We start from the raw sequence: 18312 nt of genomic DNA on the forward strand, positions 1-18312 counted from the left end.
ACACATGGAATCTATACTTAAAGGAAGACAAAATCAGGTATTGACTAAGGGAACAGATTCCCATGAGTTAAGTTGCGACAAATCTAGTCTAGCAGGATCCGTAAGCCAAAGAGCTTGCGTATTTTGCGGGTCTAGAGTTGTTTTATACCCAATTGCAGACGCACTTCATTTGGTGCACGGACCCATAGGATGCGCTGCATATACTTGGGATATTAGAGGGGCATTATCATCAGGTCCACAAATACACAGGCTAAGTTTTTCAACAGATATAAAAGAGCAACAAGTAGTTTTTGGGGGTGAAAAAACCTTAAAAAAAGCGCTTCTTGAATTGATTTCTGCTTATAACCCAAAAGCTGCTTTTGTGTATTCAACTTGTATTGTTGATTTAATTGGAGACGATGTTGAAAGTGTTTGTAAAGATGTAACTAACATTTCTGGGGTTGAAGTAATAACCGTACAAGCTCCTGGTTTTGCAGGTACTAAAAAAGATGGTTACAAAGTTGCTTGTGACTCTCTTATGAAACTTGTTGGAAGCAAAGGAACCAACGAAACCATTCCTAACAGCATTAATATTATTGGAGATTTCAACTTAGCTGGTGAACTATATTTATTACGCGATTATTACGAAAAAATGGGTATTCATATTATGGCAACTATTACCGGTGATGGTAGAGTTGATGATATTAGACAATCTCATAAAGCAGCCTTAAATATTGTACAATGTTCTGGCTCTATGAGCAACCTTGCAATGCAAATGGAAGAGAAATACCAAATTCCTAATATGAGAGTTTCTTATTTTGGAATTGAAGATATGTCTGATGCACTTTACAGCGTAGCCCGATTTTTTGACAGCAAAGAAATGATGGACAAAGCCATTGAATTGGTTGGCTCAGAAGTTAGAGATCTATTACCAAAACTTGAATTCTATAAAAAAGCATTGGCTGGTAAAAAAGCTGCCATTTATGTTGGTGGCGCATTTAAAGCCATTTCTCTTATAAAAGCATTGCGAATGATTGGGGTAAAAACAGTGGTAGTTGGCTCTCAAACAGGTAATAAAGAAGATTACCTAACTATGAAAAATTTGAGCGATGAAGGTACTATTTTGGTAGATGACACCAACCCTTTAGAATTAACACAATTAGTTAAAAAAACAAACACAGATATTTTAATAGGTGGCGTAAAAGAAAGACCCATTGCCTATAAACTAGGCTTAGGTTTTTGTGATCACAACCACGAACGTAAACTGGCATTGGCTGGCTATAAAGGCATGTTAAATTTCGCCAAAGAAATTTACGCAACAGCTATGAGTCCTGTTTTTCAATTCACTAAAAACAAATAGCAATACGATCTAATACTTTGAAATATGGAAAAAACAATTGACATAAAAGAAAAAGCATTCACTTCAACTCGTAATGCTTGTAAAGTTTGCACACCATTAGGAGCAAGTATTGTTTTTAAAGGAATTGAAGGCTGTGTACCTCTTATTCACGGTTCGCAAGGTTGTGCTACTTATATTAGACGCTATTTAATTAGTCACTACAAAGAACCAGTTGATATTGCTTCTACAAATTTCTCTGAAGAAACAGCCATTTTTGGTGGTGAAAAAAACTTATTTATCGCCATAGAAAATGTGACTAAACAATACAATCCTAAAATAATTGGCATTGCTACAACCTGCCTTAGTGAAGTTATTGGAGACGATATGCGCAAAATCATTCACAAGTATAAAACCGAGCATGATACAAACATTCCTGAGTTAGTTTTTGTGAATACACCTAGTTTTATGGGAACTCACATCAACGGATTTCACGATACTGTAACATCAATAGTTGCGGCTTTTGCAAGCAATACTGAAAATCGTGAGAGCATCAATATTTTCCCCGGATTTCTTTCACCGGCAGACTTACAACATTTAAAAGAAATTTTAACTGACGTAGCAATTGACGCCATTATGGTGCCTGATTACTCAGATATTTTAGATAATGAATATACCGGAGAGTATGAAAAACTTCCGAAGGGAGGAACAACCATAAAAGAACTAAAACAAACTGCGTGTGCAAAAGCTTCGTTAGAGTTTGGGTATATCTTAAACAAATCAAACCCTCAAACACAATCGGCAGCCGAGTATTTAAAAACCGCTTTTGACATTCCACGAGTAAACCTCAACATTCCAATAGGAATTAAAGCAACAGACGCACTTTTTGATGCGCTGGAAAAAATAACCAACAATAAAACACCTGAAAAATACACAAAACAACGCGGAAAACTAATTGACGCCTATGTTGACGGGCATAAATATGTCTTCGGCAAAAAGGCAGTAGTTTATGGCGAAGAAGATTTTGTTGTAGCTATGATTTCATTTTTAGAAGAAATTGGAATTGAAACTGTTTTATGCGCTTCAGGAGGAAACAGCGGCTTATTAAAAGAAGTTATTCAAGAAAAAGTGCAACCAAAATCAGACATCAATATTCATGATAACTTTGATTTTGAAGAAATTGCAACAGTTTGTAAAGAACTAAAACCAGACATTATAATAGGAAATAGCAAAGGCTATTACATAGCGCGTGAACTTGGAATTCCGCTTGCAAGAGTTGGCTTCCCTATTCATGACAGATTGGGTGGATCGCGCATTAAACATATTGGCTACGAAGGAACCCAAGCCCTTTTTGATTTAATAGCAAACACCCTTATTCAACAAATGCAAGATCATTCGCCTGTTGGGTACAAATACATGTAATTAAAATTTACATGTAATAATTAATAACGATTGAACACCTATAACCATTAAAACGTAAGTACATGGAAAATACAAACCCATTAAGCAAAACACACCCTTGTTTTGATAAAGAAGCAAAAGGAAAATACGCACGAGTTCATATCCCAGTAGCCCCAAAATGTAATGTTCAATGTGGTTATTGCAATAGAAAATACGATTGTGTAAATGAAAGTAGACCTGGAGTTACAAGTTCTATTTTAACACCTCAACAATCACTTCAATATATAAAAGCCATCTCACAAAAAATTGACAATATTTCAACTATTGGAATTGCAGGTCCTGGAGATGCTTTTGCTGAACCTGAAAAAACTTTTGAAGCTATACGATTGATAAAAGATGAATTCCCTGACAAAATATTTTGTCTTTCATCTAATGGTTTAAACTTATTACCATACGTAGATCAAATCGCTGAATTAGATGTAACTCACGTAACAATAACAATCAACAGTTTTAGGTTAGAAACGCTAGCCAAAATATACAACTGGGCACGTTTCAATAAAAAAATGTACAGAGGTATTGCTGCTGCAGAACTAATGTTAGAACAACAAACTGAAGCATTAAAAGCTTTAGTCGCTAAAAATATTACTGTTAAAATAAATACCGTACTTATTCCTGGCGTAAATGACACAGAGATAGAAGAAGTTGCTCAAATTATTGGAGAATTAGGAGCAGCAACAATGAACTGTATTCCTTTAATCCCTACAGAAGATACTGAATTTTCTGACCTTGAAAAACCGAGCAGTCAATTAGTTAGAGACAGTTACAGAGCTGTTCGCAAACATATAAAACCAATGACACATTGCTCTCGCTGTAGAGCCGATGCTGCAGGTATGTTAGGAAATGACAATATTGATGCTTACAAATTAATTGAGGAATATGCAGCAATGCCAACCGCAGTAGACAAAACAAAACCACACGTAGCAGTAGCAAGTTATGAAGGCTTAATGATTAACAAACACTTAGGCGAAGCAACCGATTTTTTAATTTACAAACAAACTGAAACCGGCTACGAATTAGTTGAAAGACGTTTTGCTCCAGCAAAAGGAAGCGGAGATTTACGCTGGATAAATCTTGCAAAAACACTGAACGATTGTTCGTATATTTTGGTAAATGGTGTTGGAGCAAAACCGGTTGATTTACTTCAAAAAGTAGGAATCGCAGTATTAGAAATGTCAGGATTAATTGAAGATGGTTTGGAAGCTGTTTACAAAGGCAAAAAATTAAAATCGGTACTTAAAACCACGTTAGGTAAATGCGGAAGTGGTTGTGGTGGAAATGCCATGGGGTGCGGATAATCTGCAAAATTATACTGTCAAATTTTTTAGTTAATTCTTATTCACATAAAACAATTTTAAAATGAAAAAACCAGATTACTTAATACTATTATGCAATTCCTACAGAATGGTAGGTGAAGCAAAAGGTACATGCCTTAAAAGAGGCTCATCAGATTTAATACAATACATTTCAGAAGAAGCTGCAGACCGCGGTTTAGATGTTGCGGTAACTACAACAGCCTGCTTAAACATTTGTCCGCAAGGACCTGTAATTGTTATTCAACCTAATAATTACTGGTACGGAGGCATCACAGACGAAGATAAAATTGATGAAGTTTTAGATGCTTTGGAAGAAAACGAAGCGGTTGAAGAATACTTAATCGCTGATTGATAAAATGCTTATGAAATAATAACCTAAAAAATTTTAATTATGGATCCACTTTTTTTAATAACACTGTTTGTAGTTGCTTTTCTTTACGCTTCAATTGGTCATGGTGGCGCAAGCGGATATTTAGCTTTAATGGCTGTTTTTGGTGTAGAAACTACGTTAATGAAATCTTCAGCTTTAACACTTAATTTATTTGTAGCCGGAATTGCATTTTACAGTTATTATAAAGGTGGCTATTTTAAATGGAACATATTGCTCCCCTTTGCACTGGCTTCAATGCCAGCTGCATTTTTTGGGGCAAAACTTTCTGTTGACCCTACATTTTACAAAATTTCATTAGGCGTATGTCTTTTAATTGCTGTTGCAAGAATGCTCATTCAAGTAACATCTAAAAAAAGTCAAACATCTGAAACCCCTAATTTTATCATCGCATTACTTGTAGGGGGTATTGTTGGCTTTTTTTCAGGAATGATTGGAATTGGAGGAGGTATTATTTTAAGTCCGCTTTTAATTGTTTTTGGATGGGCAAATTTAAAAGAGTCTGCTGCAATTTCCGCAGGGTTTATTTGGTTGAATTCAGCTACAGGATTACTAGGCGCTGTAAGTTCAGGAGTTCATTTATCACCGTCAATAATTCCTTGGGTGCTCATTGCTCTTTTTGCAGGTTTTTTAGGTTCTTGGTCTGGCAGTTTTAAATTTTCAACCGTTGCATTGCGATACGTTTTAGCCTCTGTTTTAATAATGGCTAGTTTTAAATTATTTTTTATCTAAAATTTTTACTGTATGAAACCCTACTTAATAGATACAACCCTTAGAGATGGTGAACAAGCACCAGGAGTTGTTTTTTCAAAAAGAGAAAAAATGAAAATTGCTCTATTCTTAAACGAACTTGGAGTTGATGAGGTTGAAATTGGTACGCCCGCCATTAGTTATGACGAAAGAGCAATCATAAAAGCCATTGCTTCTGAAGGATATGCTTACAAAACATCAAGTTGGTGCAGGGCTAATTTAAAAGATATTAAAGAAGCTTCAAGGCTAGGAACTACTTCTATCAATATTTCATTACCTGTATCTGACATTCAAATTAAAACACTAGGAAAATCGAGAGATTGGGTGCTTTCTGAATTGAAAAAAAACACGGAATTTGCAAGCAACTATTTTTCACATGTAACCGTTGGAGCACAAGACGCTACTAGAGCTAATATCAATTTTTTAAAACAATATATTTATTTTTCACAAGAATGTGGTGCAACCCGTGTTCGGATTGCAGATACTGTTGGAATTTCGAGTCCGTTAGAAATTCACGAATTATTTTCAAATTTAACGGGTAGTTTCCCAACTATGGAATTTGAATTTCACGGTCATAACGACTTAGGAATGGCAACCGCCAACGCTGTTACGGCTTACAAATCGGGTGCAAAATGTTTAAGTGCAACCGTTAATGGTTTGGGTGAAAGAGCTGGAAATTCAGTATTAGAAGAATTAATTGCCTACTTTTTTTATAAAGAAAAAAACACCCACTATAAGTCTAAAATTATTTCAACACTTTGCAACTATGTAGCTGATAATTCTAAGCTAAAATTAGCGACTAACAAACCACTTATTGGAAAAAAGGTACACACCCACGAATCTGGAATTCACACCTCAGCTATTTTAAAAAACAAAAAATCGTATCAATTTATAAACCCTGAAGATTTTGGTCAAGATAATGATGGGTTTTGTTTTGGAAAACATTCTGGAAAAGCTTCCATAAATCATTTTTTTAAAACAAGAAACTTGTTTTTAGACGAGCATAGAGCACAACAAATTTTAAGCTTAGTAAAAGAAAATTCATGTTCATGGAAACGACCTTTAACTGAACTAGATTTAATGCAAATATACCATAGTTGCTAATTGTTAATTTGAAGAGGCTGTTTTAATTAATTGCTCATTTAAAGTTAGATAAACATTTGCCATATTATGTTTTATAATCGCCTGTTTTAAAACGCCGTTTTTATACATATATTCATTTTTTTTACCATTTTGAGGATCGGTAATTAAATAGGTATGCGCTTTAGTAGGTTCAACAATGGTTTTTTTACCATTAATTTCAAAATATAAGTTCTTTACACTTATAGGTTCGTGAAAATACAACAAACTTCCACTGTAGTATATTTTATCGTTTATATACGACTTCTCACCATCTTTATTTAATTCATAACCGATTCCTCTTTTTGTTAAACGTGTATTTGAATTTACTTCTCCCTTTTTATATGTTTGAAGTAAAGAGGTTACCAACTCCCCTTTCTCATAAACACTTGTTTGAATATATTTTACCTTAAATTTAAAAATAATGCGAACTTCAACCTGGCTAATCGCTTCAACAACCAACCTATCACCATCAATCTGTTGATTTACAGTAATAGTTCCAACATTCATTCCTAAAGCTCTAATATTAAACACTTCCGTTTTAGTCTGACCTAATATACTGAAAGAAGAAAATAGTAGTAAAAAACAAGTTAAAAAAAATACGAAAGGTTTCATTTTCAAAGGTTATACTATGTATTCAAATTAAATTCCAAAGTTCTAAGTTACAATTTATAAATACGTAAATTAAAAAAAGCCTAGCAGAAATTAAATTTCCACTAGACCTTTTTCATATAACTAAAAATAAGTTTTCAGCTTATTTTACATTGTGTTGAATGTTAATAGACTCTACATGAATAGCCTTAAATACTTCTTCAACAAACTCTTTAGTTAAGCCCTTACTTACTCCAGTTTCAATCATTGAATCTAAAATATCAGACCAACGACCGCTTTGTAAAATAGCAACGTTTTCTTGATGTTTTAATTTCCCAATATTTTCAGAAACACCCATTCTATTACTTAAAATATCAATAATACTGCTATCAATTAAATCCAACTCTTTACGGTATAAATTCAATTTACTTTGGAAGCTTTCTTTTGAACTACTTCTTTGACGAATTTTTAATTCTTTTGTAATTTCATCTAATCTAGCAGGTGTAATTTGTTGCGCAGCATCACTCCAAGCATTATCTGGATCAATATGAGTTTCAATCATAAATCCATCGAAATTTAAATCCAATGCTGTTTGAGAAACATCTAAAATAGTGTCTCTACGTCCACAAATATGTGAAGGATCTAAGATTATTGGTAAATCTGGAAATTCTTTTTTCAACTCAATAGCAATGTGCCATTTCGGTAAATTTCTGTAATGACCTGTATTGTAAGCTGAGAATCCACGGTGAATAACACCTAATTGAGAAATTCCGTTTGCTTGAAAACGCTCTACACCACCTAACCATAAAGCTAAATCTGGATTTACAGGGTTTTTAACCAATACTGGTTTATCAACACCTTTTAAAGCATCAGCAATTTCTTGAACAGCAAAAGGGTTAACAGTAGTTCTTGCACCGATCCACAAAATGTCTACATCAGCTTTTAAAGCTAATTCTGCGTGAGCTGCATTTCCAATTTCAGTTGTAATTTTCATTCCGGTTTCCTCACGAACTCTTTGTAACCAAGGCAATCCTAAAGCACCAACACCTTCAAATCCTCCTGGTCTTGTTCTTGGCTTCCAAATACCAGCTCTAAATACATTTGTATCTGTATCTTTTAATAAGTGAGCCGTTTTTAAAACCTGCTCTTCTGTTTCAGCACTACAAGGTCCTGCAATAACAAGTGGGTGTTCTAAACCCATTCCATCTAACCACTTTCTGTTTTCTTTTGTAATTTCCATTTTATTAATTTATTTCTTAGTTGTGTTTTCTATTCCGTTTAATATCGATTTTATATAATTTGTGCTATCCATTGTTTTATTTAAACCTTCAACATCATTATTCTCTAACATTTCTTTGAATTCAGATAAATTTTTAATGTATTCGTTTAATGATTGTAACACGTTTTCTTTATTCCCTAAAAATATGGGTGTCCAAGTTGCTGAAGAACTTTTTGCCAATCGTACTGTTGAAGCAAAACCTGTACTTGCCATATCAAAAATAGCTTGCTCATTTTTTTCAATCTCCAATACTGTTTTTCCTAACATAAAAGAACTTACGTGCGACAAATGCGAAACATAAGCTATATGCCTATCATGTTCAACAGGGTTCATCATTTTTATGCGCATATTTAGTTTTTTAAACAAGCTAATTGCTGTGTCTAGTATTTTCCAATCTGTTTTATCTGCTTCACAAATAATGTTCACTTTATCGTCAAATAAATTTAAAATTGCTGCTTCGGGTCCAGAAAATTCTGTACCAGCTAAAGGATGTGCCGCCACAAAGTTTTTACGATTTGGGTGGTATTCAACCGCTTTACAAATTTCATTCTTTACAGAACCAACATCAAAAACCAGTGTTTCTAAACCAACCTTATCTAATACCTGACTTATAACTTTAGGTATTACATTTACAGGTACAGCTACAATTACAACTGCTGCATCAGCCACATCATCTAAAGTTCCTTCTTCATCAATAATTCCTAATTCAATGGCCTTATTAATGTGCTCTAAATTTTGATCAACACCATAAACTTTAAAATCCATACGCAATTTTAAATCTCGCGCTAATGAACCTCCAATTAAACCTAAACCAATAACTACTAATTTTTCCATTTATTAGTTATTTATTCTATTTAAAACTTCTTGTAAAACTTCCTCAGTCACACATAACGATGCTCTAATATAACCTTCACCATTTGAACCAAAAATGGTTCCTGGAGTAATAAAAACATCCTTTTCATATAATAATTTATCTGTTAAAGCTTCTGAAGTTGTTCCTTCAGGAATTTTAGCCCAAACAAATAAACCTCCAATACTTTTATCGTATGTACAGTTTAATGCATCAAAAATTTGCCAAACTATAGCTCTTCGTTTTAAATAAATTTCGTTTAAACTTTCAAACCACTCATTTGATAATTTCAATGCTTCAACCGCTCCTTTTTGAATTCCTAAAAACATTCCAGAATCCATATTACTTTTTACCTGCAAAATGGTTTTAATAATTTCAGCATCACCTACAACCATTCCTACACGCCAACCTGCCATATTATACGTTTTACTCAAAGAGTTCAACTCAATAGCAATATCTTTTGCTCCTTCAACAGCTAAAATACTTAGCGCATTTTTATGTATAATAAAACTATACGGATTGTCGTTCACAATTAAAATATTATGCTTTTTGGCAAACGCAATTAATTGTTCAAAATCTTCTTTTGAAGCTACTGCACCTGTTGGCATATGCGGATAATTTACCCACATTATTTTTACGTTTTCTAAATCTTCTTTTTCTAATTCCTCATAATTTGGCAACCAATTTCCAGCCTCATTTAAATTATAAAAAACAGGCTCAGCCTCCACTAATTTTGTTACCGACGCATAAGTAGGGTATCCTGGATTAGGAATTAACACCTTATCTCCTTTATTTAAAAACGCCATTGAAATGTGCATAATTCCTTCCTTTGAACCCATTAAAGGCAAAATTTCGGTGGCAGCATTTAAATCTACATTATAATTAGTTGCGTAGAAATCGCGCATTCCTTCACGTAAAGCCGGAATACCTTGATAACTTTGATATTGGTGTGCATTAGGTGTTGCAACAGCTTGTTGAATTGCTTCAATAACTTGTGCTGAAGGTTGTAAATCTGGGCTACCAATAGCAATATTAATTACTGGTTTCCCTTCATTTTTTAAAGCGGCTACTTCTCTTAATTTTTTTGAGAAATAGTACTCCTTTACATCACTTAATCTATCTGCTTTTTGTATCATTATCTTCTACTTTTGGTGTATTCTCCCAGTATTTTTAACATTTCAACCTTATCTTTAATTTCATCCATAGCATTAAAATAATTAGCATAACTCTGAAAAGTGAAATCTGCAAAAAATGCATATTTCCAAGGAGTTTCAATTACTGGCATAGATTGTATTTTTGTTAAATTCAAGTGATGCTTTGCTAAAACCGTTAAAACAGTTGCTAAACTTCCCGTTTCGTTACTTGCAGTAAATTTAATAGATGCTTTGTTAGATGAAACTGCATTTTTTTTATCTTCATTGGTTAAAATAAAAAAGCGCGTTGCATTCTCTTTAATTGTTTGAATTGAAGGTGCTAAAATGGTTAAATCATAAATTTCAGCAGCCAACTCACTTGCTATTGCCCCAACTCCTTTCAATTTTTTATCATGAATGCGTTTTGCAACTGAGGCGGTATCTTTATCTTCAATTAATTTAATATGTGGATAATCTTTAAAAAACTTATGACATTGCAATAACGCCATAGGATGCGAGTACACTTCAGTTATTTCTTCAATTTTTTGTCCGTTCAGCACCATTAAATTATGCTGAATTGGCAAATGAAATTCTCCAGAAATATTTAAATTATGATCATCAATTAATGCATAATTAGGTAAAATGGCACCTGCAATGGTATTTTCTATAGCCATAATTAACACGTCTGCTTTTTTCTTATAAAGCAAATCTGGCATTTCAGAAAACGACAAACATTCTAACAACTCTATGTTTTTTCCAAAAAATTGTTCTGCCACTATGTGGTGAAATGAACCTTTAATTCCTTGTATTGCTACTTTCATTCTAAATTTTATCAAAAAAAAAGCCTCGAAATTTTTCGAGACTTTTAAATTATATTTTGTTTAATTAACACATACAAAGCCTCATCTTTTATTGCTAAAATAAAAGTAAAAAAAGAAGCTAATCCAAGTGTTAAATGTTCTCATATTCAGTAATTGAAGCACAAATGTATATTTAAATTTTAAAAAAACAAGTATTTTTCAAAAAAATACACAATTATCATTTTTTTGTTAAAATTTTTAATAAAAAAATGGAAAAACCTCCGTTTACCTATTATTTTCACACTGCAATAATAAGTAACCTTCAACATAGATTAACACTTATTAAATTCATTTTTTTCTCAACTATACGCTAAATCGTTTTAGTAATTTTCACAGTAATTTAAGAGCTAATTATAAGACGTTTACGCCGAATACTTTGTATATTTGGCTTTCGTAAATTTTAATATAAAACAGAATGAACAAGAAAGTAATTTTAATGATTTTAGATGGCTGGGGAATAACGCAAGAGCCTGAGGTTTCTGCAATTTATAATGCCAGCACATCTTACATTGATAGTTTATACAATATATATCCAAATGCAAGCTTAAGAACTGACGGTGAACACGTTGGATTACCTGTAGGGCAAATGGGAAATAGTGAAGTTGGTCATATGAATTTAGGTGCTGGTAGAATTGTTTACCAAAACTTAGTTAGAATTAATATGGCTGTTGAAAACAAAACTTTAGGTCAAGAAAAAGTATTAATTAATGCACTTAACTACGCTAAAGAAAACAATAAAAACATTCATTTATTAGGCTTAGTTTCTAACGGTGGAATTCACTCACACATTAACCACCTTAAAGGGCTATTAGATGTTGCAGCTGAAAACAATGCTGAAAACGTGTATTTACATGCTTTTACTGATGGTAGAGATTGTGATCCAAAATCTGGAGCTTTCTTTATAAATGAAGTTGAAGAGCATATGGCTAAAACTACTGGAAAAGTTGCCTCTATTACTGGTCGTTACTATGCTATGGATCGTGATAACCGTTGGGAACGTGTAAAAGTAGCTTACGATGCTGTTGTAAATGCAACTGGTGAAAAAAGCACCAATGCTGTTAAAAGTTTAGAAGCTAATTACGCAAATAATGTAACAGACGAATTTATCAAGCCAATTATTATGGCTGATGAAAACGGTGTTCCAAAAGCGCAAATTAAAGAAGATGATGTTGTAATTTTCTTTAACTACAGAACAGATAGAGGTCGTGAATTAACAGAAGTGTTATCTCAAAAAGCTTTCCCTGAATTTGGAATGGAGCCTTTAAAATTACATTACGTAACTATGACTAATTACGATGCTACTTTTAAAGGAATTAATGTTATTTATAATACAGATAACTTAGAAGACACTTTAGGTGAAGTTTTAGAAAAAGCAGGCAAAAAACAAATTAGAATTGCTGAAACTGAAAAATATCCTCATGTTACATTTTTCTTTTCTGGAGGAAGAGAAAGTGAATTTGAAGGTGAAAGCAGATTATTATGCCCGTCACCAAAAGTTGCAACTTACGACTTACAACCAGAAATGAGCGCATTTGATATTAAAAATGCAATTATTCCTGAATTAGAAAAAGGAGATGTTGATTTTGTATGTTTAAATTTTGCTAACGGAGATATGGTTGGTCATACAGGTGTTATGGAAGCAGCTATTAAAGCTTGTGAAGCTGTAGATACTTGTGTTAAAGATGTAATTACTGCTGCAAATGATAATGATTATACGGTATTAGTAATTGCCGATCACGGTAACTGTGAAACTATGAAAAATCCTGATGGATCTCCTCATACAGCACACACAACAAACCCAGTTCCTTTTATTTTAGTTGACAAAGATTTAAAAGAAATTAAAGATGGTGTTTTAGGTGATATTGCTCCAACAATTTTAAAATTAATGGGCGTTGAACAACCAGCAGCAATGACACGTCATTCATTAATCTAATTTTGTACATTTACCTGTATTAAAATATTAATAATGAAGAAAATTTTATTCAGTTTAGTTCTAATTTTATCTTTAAATTGTTTTGCTCAAGATGAAAAAGGAATAGCAATTTTAGATGATGATGAAAATTTAGTTGGTATTGCTACCAAAGCTAATTTTACAGAAGCACCTTTTAATATCTGGTTTCATTTTAATTATGAAGATTATGAAATGGACGAGGATACGGTTGAAAAGCTAGCTCCTTTGTTAGAAGACATAACTATTAAAGCATTTATGGGAACTTGGTGTAGCGATAGTCAAGAGCAAACACCTGTTTTTTATAAAGTGCTAGACGCTGCTGAATTTAATTATGATAATTTAGAAATGGTAGCTGTTGACGTGGACAAAAAAACACCCGATAATTTGCAACAAGGCTTAAACATTGAACGTGTTCCTACGTTTATACTTTATAAAAATGGAGTTGAAATTGGACGTTTTGTTGAATATCCAAGAGAAAGCGTGGAAGCTGATATATTTAAAATTGTAAGTGGCCAATCTTACAAACACTCATACGAAGACGAGTAGAATTTACAAATAAAATAGTATTAAAAAGAGGTTGTTTTCGCAACCTCATTTTTATTCCTCATTATCTAATTCGTGCAACTCATCAAGTTGTTTCAACAAATCAAATGTTTTTTTAGCTTCATCTTCATCAATAGTTGAAATAGCAGCTCCAACGTGCACCAGTACATAATCGCCAACATTAGCTTCAGGCACCAAGGTTAAACTCACCTCTTTTATAATACCATCAAACGAAACTTTTCCCACTCTAAAAACTTCATCTAATTGCGAAGTAATTGCTATTAATTTTCCAGGAATTGATAAACACATAATTTTAATTTTATTTAGGGTGTTCCCTTTCAGGTCGCGCTTTCCGTTATATCTTTTTCTTCGTTACACTTCAAAAAAGGATGCCACTTCAATCGCTAACACAAAATTTTGTTTGGTGGTTGAGCAGAGTCAAATTAACTATTAAGTTTTACTATTACGTAGTTTCTACTCCGCTCAACCACTAGATTCTAAATATTCTGTTTCAACCATTTATACCAGGCATCCATACCATTACCTGTTGTTGCAGAAACTTCAAAAAATTGCAAATTAGGATTTACCTGCAATGCGTAATTTTTCAATTTTTGAACATCAATATCTACATAAGGCAACAAATCTATTTTGTTAATAATACAAACATCTGACGAATGAAACATATCTGGATATTTAATTGGCTTGTCTTCCCCTTCAGTAGTACTTATTATTACAACACGTTTGCTTTCACCCAAATCAAACATAGACGGACACACTAAGTTCCCCACATTTTCAATCATTAAAATAGCATTGTTTTGCATCTCTAACTTTTTCACGGCACTATACACCATATCACTTTCTAAATGACAACCTTTACCTGTATTTATCTGAATTACAGGAACATTCAATGCATCAATTCTATTGGCATCATTCAATGTTTGCTGATCACCTTCAATCACATAAAAAGAAATCTCCTCTTTTAAATCGGACAATGTTCTTTCTAAAATAGATGTTTTCCCAGAACCCGGCGAACTAACCAAATTCAATACAAAAATATGCTTCGCTTCAAAATAACCTCTATTCCTAGCTGCCAGTAATTGATTGTTTTGCAAAATATCTTGCTCAATTTCTAACACCTTATGTTTATGGTTGTGAGTATGATTGTGAGCATGTGTATGCCCATCGTGATGGTGATGCGTATGTTCGCCATGAGAATGATTTTCATGATGATGGTGATGCCCATCATGTGAATGCGTATGCATTTCTTCACCTGGTTTTAAAATTGTTGGACCATTATTATCAGATCCACAGCCACAAGTTCCACACATATTTTTAATTTTAAATTACTTCTAATGCTTTTACTTTTAATTCCTTCCCTGTTAAAATTCCTTTAAAATTGCTATTGCAATTAGGGCAACAATCGTACATATTTTCCATCTCAAATTCGGTATCACAATCTATACACTTCCCTCTACCTTCAACCACAATAATTTTTTTTAGTGCATGTTCCAAAACAGTATCTTTTACAGCTGATTCCCAAACAAAATTCAAAGAATCTAGCTCAATACCCGATAAAACACCAACCACTAATTCAATTTTAGTTACTTTTTCCGCCTTCACTTTTGCGGTTTCATCTTCCGCAATTTTTACAATTCCTAAGGCTATGGATAATTCGTGCATGGGTACAAAAAATGTATGTATTCTCAAAGTTACAAAATATCTAAAGAGAAATCATAAAATAACACCCTTCAATTAAGATAAGACCATCTTATTTTAAACCATTCTAAATTAACCAGTTAACGTAAAACATACCTAAATTTATTATAAATTAGTTCAGCGATTTTTTTATGAATTCTAAAAAGTCATTTTTTACTCTAAACTTTTTACCTATGTCAACCAACAGCGAAAACAAAAAAACCTATTATGAAAACATCATAAAACAAGGTTACAGTCGTAGGGATTTTATGAAATTCACTACTTATATGGCTGCTTTTATGGGCTTGGAGTCTACCATGGCGGGACAAATTGCACAATCTCTAGAAAAAACACCTAGAATGCCTGTTATTTGGGAGCACTACCAAGAATGTACTTGTTGCAGCGAATCTTTCATACGGTCTGATCACCCAATAGTCGCAGATATTATTTTAGATAAAATTTCGTTAGACTATACATTGACATTAATGGCTGCATCAGGACATCAGGCGGAAGCTGCCAAGCAAGAAACCATGAAAAAATATCATGGCGAATATATTTTATGCGTTGAAGGTTCTGTTCCAATGGGTGATGATGGAAATTATTGCTGTATTGCAGGAAAAACAGCAAAAGAAGCTTTATTAGAGGCAGCTGAAGGTGCAAAAGCTATTATTGCTTGGGGAAGTTGTGCCACAAATGGATGTGTGCAAGCTGCAAAACCAAATCCAACAGGGGCTACTCCAATTCATAAAATAATTAAAAACAAACCTATTATTAGAGTACCTGGCTGTCCGCCAATTGGAGAAGTTATGGCAGGTGTAATTGTTCATGTGGTTGCATTTGGACGTTTACCTGAATTAGACAGACTAGGAAGACCAAAAGCTTTTTACGCAAAACGCGTACACGATAGTTGTTATCGTCGTCCATATTTTGATGCTGGTTTATTTGCGGAAACCTTTGACGACCAAAATGCAAAAGATGGCTATTGCTTGTATAAAGTTGGTTGTAAAGGGCCAATGACTTACAATTCTTGTGGAACAATAAAATGGAACAATGGTGTTAGTTATCCTATTCAATCTGGTCATGGATGCATAGGCTGCAGCGAAGACGGTTTCTGGGATCACGGACCTTTTTATGAACGAATGACAAAGGTGCCTGGTATTGAGACCGAAAAAACGGCCGATGATATTGGTAAAGTAGCGGCTGGAGTATTGGCCGGCGGTATTGCGGCACATGCAATTGCAGCAAACGTTTCTAAAAGAAAAGAATTAATGCAACGAATAAATCGCGGAAAATCAAACGAACAAAATATTGACTCTTAAATAGTAATACAATGGCAAATAGAATAGTAGTTGATCCAATTACAAGAATTGAGGGTCATTTAAGAATAGAAGCAGAAATTAAAGATGGTGTTATTGTAGATGCATTTAGCTCTAGCACAATGGTTCGTGGTATTGAACAAATTGTAAAAGGGCGCGACCCTAGGGATGTTTGGGCATTTGTTCAACGAACCTGTGGTGTTTGCACCACCGTTCATGCGCTTTCATCAGTTAGAGCTGTTGAAGACGCTTTAGGAATTGCTGTTCCTCAAAATGCTGAAATGGTTCGGAATATTATGGAAGGTGCTTTGTATATGCACGATCATGTAGTACACTTTTATCATTTACATGCACTCGACTGGGTGGATGTTGTAAATTGTTTAAAAGCCGACCCTAAAAAAACTTCAGAATTAGCTCAAAGTATTTCAAAATGGCCAAAAAGTTCACCTGGCTATTTTTCTGACATTCAAAAAAGAATTCGAAAATTTGTTGAAAGCGGTCAGTTAGGAATTTTCGCTAATGGGTATTGGGGACATAAAGAGATGAAGTTACCTGCGGAAGTAAATTTATTAGCCGTTGCACATTATTTAGAAGCCCTAGAATGGCAAAAAGAAATCGTAAAAGTACATACTATTTTTGGTGGTAAAAATCCACACCCTAATTATTTAGTTGGTGGAATGGCTTGCGCAATTAATACTGAAAACCCTGGCGGATTAAACGCTGAAAGATTATCGTATGTAAAAAAATTATTACAAGAAGGAAAAGATTTTATTGACCAAGTGTACGTTCCTGATGTATTAGCCATTGCCTCATTTTATAAAGATTGGGGAGCAATTGGAAAAGGCTTCGGAAACTATATGAGTTATGGCGATTTTCCAACCAATGGATATGCTGATCTTTCAAATTTCAAATTTCCTTCAGGAATTATTTTAGATAGAGATTTAACTAAAGTTCATGATGTTGACCATAGAGGTGACTCAATTGAAGAATTTGTAAATAATTCTTGGTACAACTATTCTGATGGCGATGAAAAAGGGAAACATCCTTGGGATGGAGAAACTAATATTAAATATTCTGGACCAAAACCACCATATACACATTTAAATGTTGAAGAAAAATACAGTTTTATAAAAACACCGCGCTGGAAAGGACTTCCAATGGAAGTTGGACCATTAGCACGTTTGCTAGTTGGTTATGGTAGAGGAAATAAAGAAATTAAAGGAGTTGTAGATGGCGCTTTATCGCATTTAAATGTTCCTGTTGATGCTTTATATTCTACCTTAGGAAGAACAGCAGCTCGTGCTATTGAATCTCAATTAGTAGCAGATTGGACACTTGAATTTTTCGATACTTTAATGAATAACATTAAAAATGGTGATGAACGAATGGCTAATATGGACAAGTGGGAACCTTCAACTTGGCCAAAAGAAGCTAAAGGTGTTGGTTTTATGGAAGCTCCTCGTGGCGCATTAGGACATTGGATTAAAATTAAAGATGGTAAAACTGAAAATTACCAACAAGTAGTTCCAAGTACTTGGAATGCTTCACCACGCGATCCAAAAGGTCAACGTTCTGCGTACGAATCAACACTAATTGGCACTCCGGTAGCAGATCCAGAGTTACCATTAGAAATTATTAGAACAATACATTCTTTTGATCCTTGTATTGCGTGTGCTGTGCATTTATATGATGAACATGGAAAACATATTTCACAAGTTCAAAATATATCAAGTTGTGATAGTTAAACT

General features: G+C 33.6%; 18 protein-coding genes. 10 read left to right on the forward strand and 8 right to left on the reverse strand.

Annotated features, from left to right (window positions below):
• Positions 1-4: 4 nt before the first annotated feature.
• The 6 genes from nifE to CHB67_RS13810 all read left to right on the forward strand — a co-directional run bounded on the left by nifE (position 5) and on the right by CHB67_RS13810 (position 6331).
• A complete protein-coding gene (gene nifE / locus CHB67_RS13785) occupies positions 5-1339 on the forward strand; it encodes a nitrogenase iron-molybdenum cofactor biosynthesis protein NifE (RefSeq protein ID WP_089382369.1) in 1335 nt (444 codons plus the stop codon).
• Positions 1340-1363: 24 nt separating this feature from the next.
• Entirely contained in the window at positions 1364-2737 is a 1374-nt protein-coding gene (locus CHB67_RS13790; protein WP_089382370.1) for a nitrogenase component 1, read from the forward strand.
• A 62-nt stretch (positions 2738-2799) separates the two neighbouring features.
• Positions 2800-4071 (forward strand): radical SAM protein, encoded by a 1272-nt coding sequence (locus CHB67_RS13795; RefSeq protein WP_089382371.1) that lies wholly within the window; start codon positions 2800-2802, stop codon positions 4069-4071.
• A 61-nt stretch (positions 4072-4132) separates the two neighbouring features.
• Positions 4133-4441, forward strand: coding sequence for a (2Fe-2S) ferredoxin domain-containing protein (locus CHB67_RS13800; protein WP_089382372.1), 309 nt, complete (start codon positions 4133-4135; stop codon positions 4439-4441).
• 39 nt (positions 4442-4480) lie between these two features.
• Complete coding sequence (locus CHB67_RS13805) at positions 4481-5209, forward strand: sulfite exporter TauE/SafE family protein (protein WP_089382373.1); 729 nt, start codon at positions 4481-4483, stop codon at positions 5207-5209.
• 12 nt (positions 5210-5221) lie between these two features.
• Positions 5222-6331, forward strand: a complete 1110-nt coding sequence (locus CHB67_RS13810; protein WP_089382374.1) for a homocitrate synthase/isopropylmalate synthase family protein — start codon at positions 5222-5224, stop codon at positions 6329-6331.
• Positions 6332-6334: 3 nt separating this feature from the next.
• Here CHB67_RS13810 and CHB67_RS13815 read toward each other — a convergent pair whose 3' ends face one another.
• The 5 genes from CHB67_RS13815 to CHB67_RS13835 all read right to left on the reverse strand — a co-directional run bounded on the left by CHB67_RS13815 (position 6335) and on the right by CHB67_RS13835 (position 11020).
• Positions 6335-6961, reverse strand: coding sequence for a DUF6134 family protein (locus CHB67_RS13815; protein WP_089382375.1), 627 nt, complete (start codon positions 6959-6961; stop codon positions 6335-6337).
• A gap of 139 nt (positions 6962-7100) precedes the next feature.
• Positions 7101-8177, reverse strand: coding sequence for a bifunctional 3-deoxy-7-phosphoheptulonate synthase/chorismate mutase type II (locus tag CHB67_RS13820; RefSeq protein ID WP_089382376.1), 1077 nt, complete (start codon positions 8175-8177; stop codon positions 7101-7103).
• 9 nt (positions 8178-8186) lie between these two features.
• Complete coding sequence (locus tag CHB67_RS13825; RefSeq protein WP_089382377.1) at positions 8187-9050, reverse strand: prephenate dehydrogenase; 864 nt, start codon at positions 9048-9050, stop codon at positions 8187-8189.
• Between the two features lie 3 nt (positions 9051-9053).
• Positions 9054-10202, reverse strand: coding sequence for a pyridoxal phosphate-dependent aminotransferase (locus CHB67_RS13830; protein ID WP_089382378.1), 1149 nt, complete (start codon positions 10200-10202; stop codon positions 9054-9056).
• Complete coding sequence (locus CHB67_RS13835) at positions 10202-11020, reverse strand: prephenate dehydratase (RefSeq protein WP_089382379.1); 819 nt, start codon at positions 11018-11020, stop codon at positions 10202-10204. The genes CHB67_RS13830 and CHB67_RS13835 overlap by 1 nt, the downstream gene beginning before the upstream one ends.
• Positions 11021-11474: 454 nt before the next feature.
• Here CHB67_RS13835 and gpmI point away from each other — a divergent pair, with 454 nt between their 5' ends.
• Positions 11475-12992 (forward strand): 2,3-bisphosphoglycerate-independent phosphoglycerate mutase, encoded by a 1518-nt coding sequence (gene gpmI, locus CHB67_RS13840; protein WP_089382380.1) that lies wholly within the window; start codon positions 11475-11477, stop codon positions 12990-12992.
• Between the two features lie 33 nt (positions 12993-13025).
• Entirely contained in the window at positions 13026-13556 is a 531-nt protein-coding gene (locus tag CHB67_RS13845; protein ID WP_089382381.1) for a thioredoxin family protein, read from the forward strand.
• Between the two features lie 51 nt (positions 13557-13607).
• Here CHB67_RS13845 and CHB67_RS13850 read toward each other — a convergent pair whose 3' ends face one another.
• The 3 genes from CHB67_RS13850 to CHB67_RS13860 form a co-directional block, all read right to left on the reverse strand.
• Positions 13608-13862, reverse strand: coding sequence for a HypC/HybG/HupF family hydrogenase formation chaperone (locus tag CHB67_RS13850; RefSeq protein WP_089382382.1), 255 nt, complete (start codon positions 13860-13862; stop codon positions 13608-13610).
• A 188-nt stretch (positions 13863-14050) separates the two neighbouring features.
• A complete protein-coding gene (hypB, locus tag CHB67_RS13855) occupies positions 14051-14881 on the reverse strand; it encodes a hydrogenase nickel incorporation protein HypB (protein ID WP_089382383.1) in 831 nt (276 codons plus the stop codon).
• A 10-nt stretch (positions 14882-14891) separates the two neighbouring features.
• Positions 14892-15260, reverse strand: a complete 369-nt coding sequence (locus CHB67_RS13860; protein ID WP_141119725.1) for a hydrogenase maturation nickel metallochaperone HypA/HybF — start codon at positions 15258-15260, stop codon at positions 14892-14894.
• A gap of 182 nt (positions 15261-15442) precedes the next feature.
• On the opposite strand from CHB67_RS13860, the gene CHB67_RS13865 reads away from it, so the two are divergent.
• Together CHB67_RS13865 and CHB67_RS13870 are read left to right on the forward strand one after the other, a co-directional pair.
• On the forward strand, positions 15443-16567 hold the full coding sequence (locus CHB67_RS13865; protein WP_089382385.1) for a hydrogenase small subunit: 1125 nt from the start codon (positions 15443-15445) through the stop codon (positions 16565-16567).
• 11 nt (positions 16568-16578) lie between these two features.
• Positions 16579-18309 (forward strand): nickel-dependent hydrogenase large subunit, encoded by a 1731-nt coding sequence (locus CHB67_RS13870; RefSeq protein WP_089382386.1) that lies wholly within the window; start codon positions 16579-16581, stop codon positions 18307-18309.
• Positions 18310-18312: the final 3 nt, after the last annotated feature.

Origin of the sequence: Lutibacter agarilyticus (genome assembly GCF_900188235.1) — a bacterium.
Lineage (GTDB): Bacteria > Bacteroidota > Bacteroidia > Flavobacteriales > Flavobacteriaceae > Lutibacter > Lutibacter agarilyticus.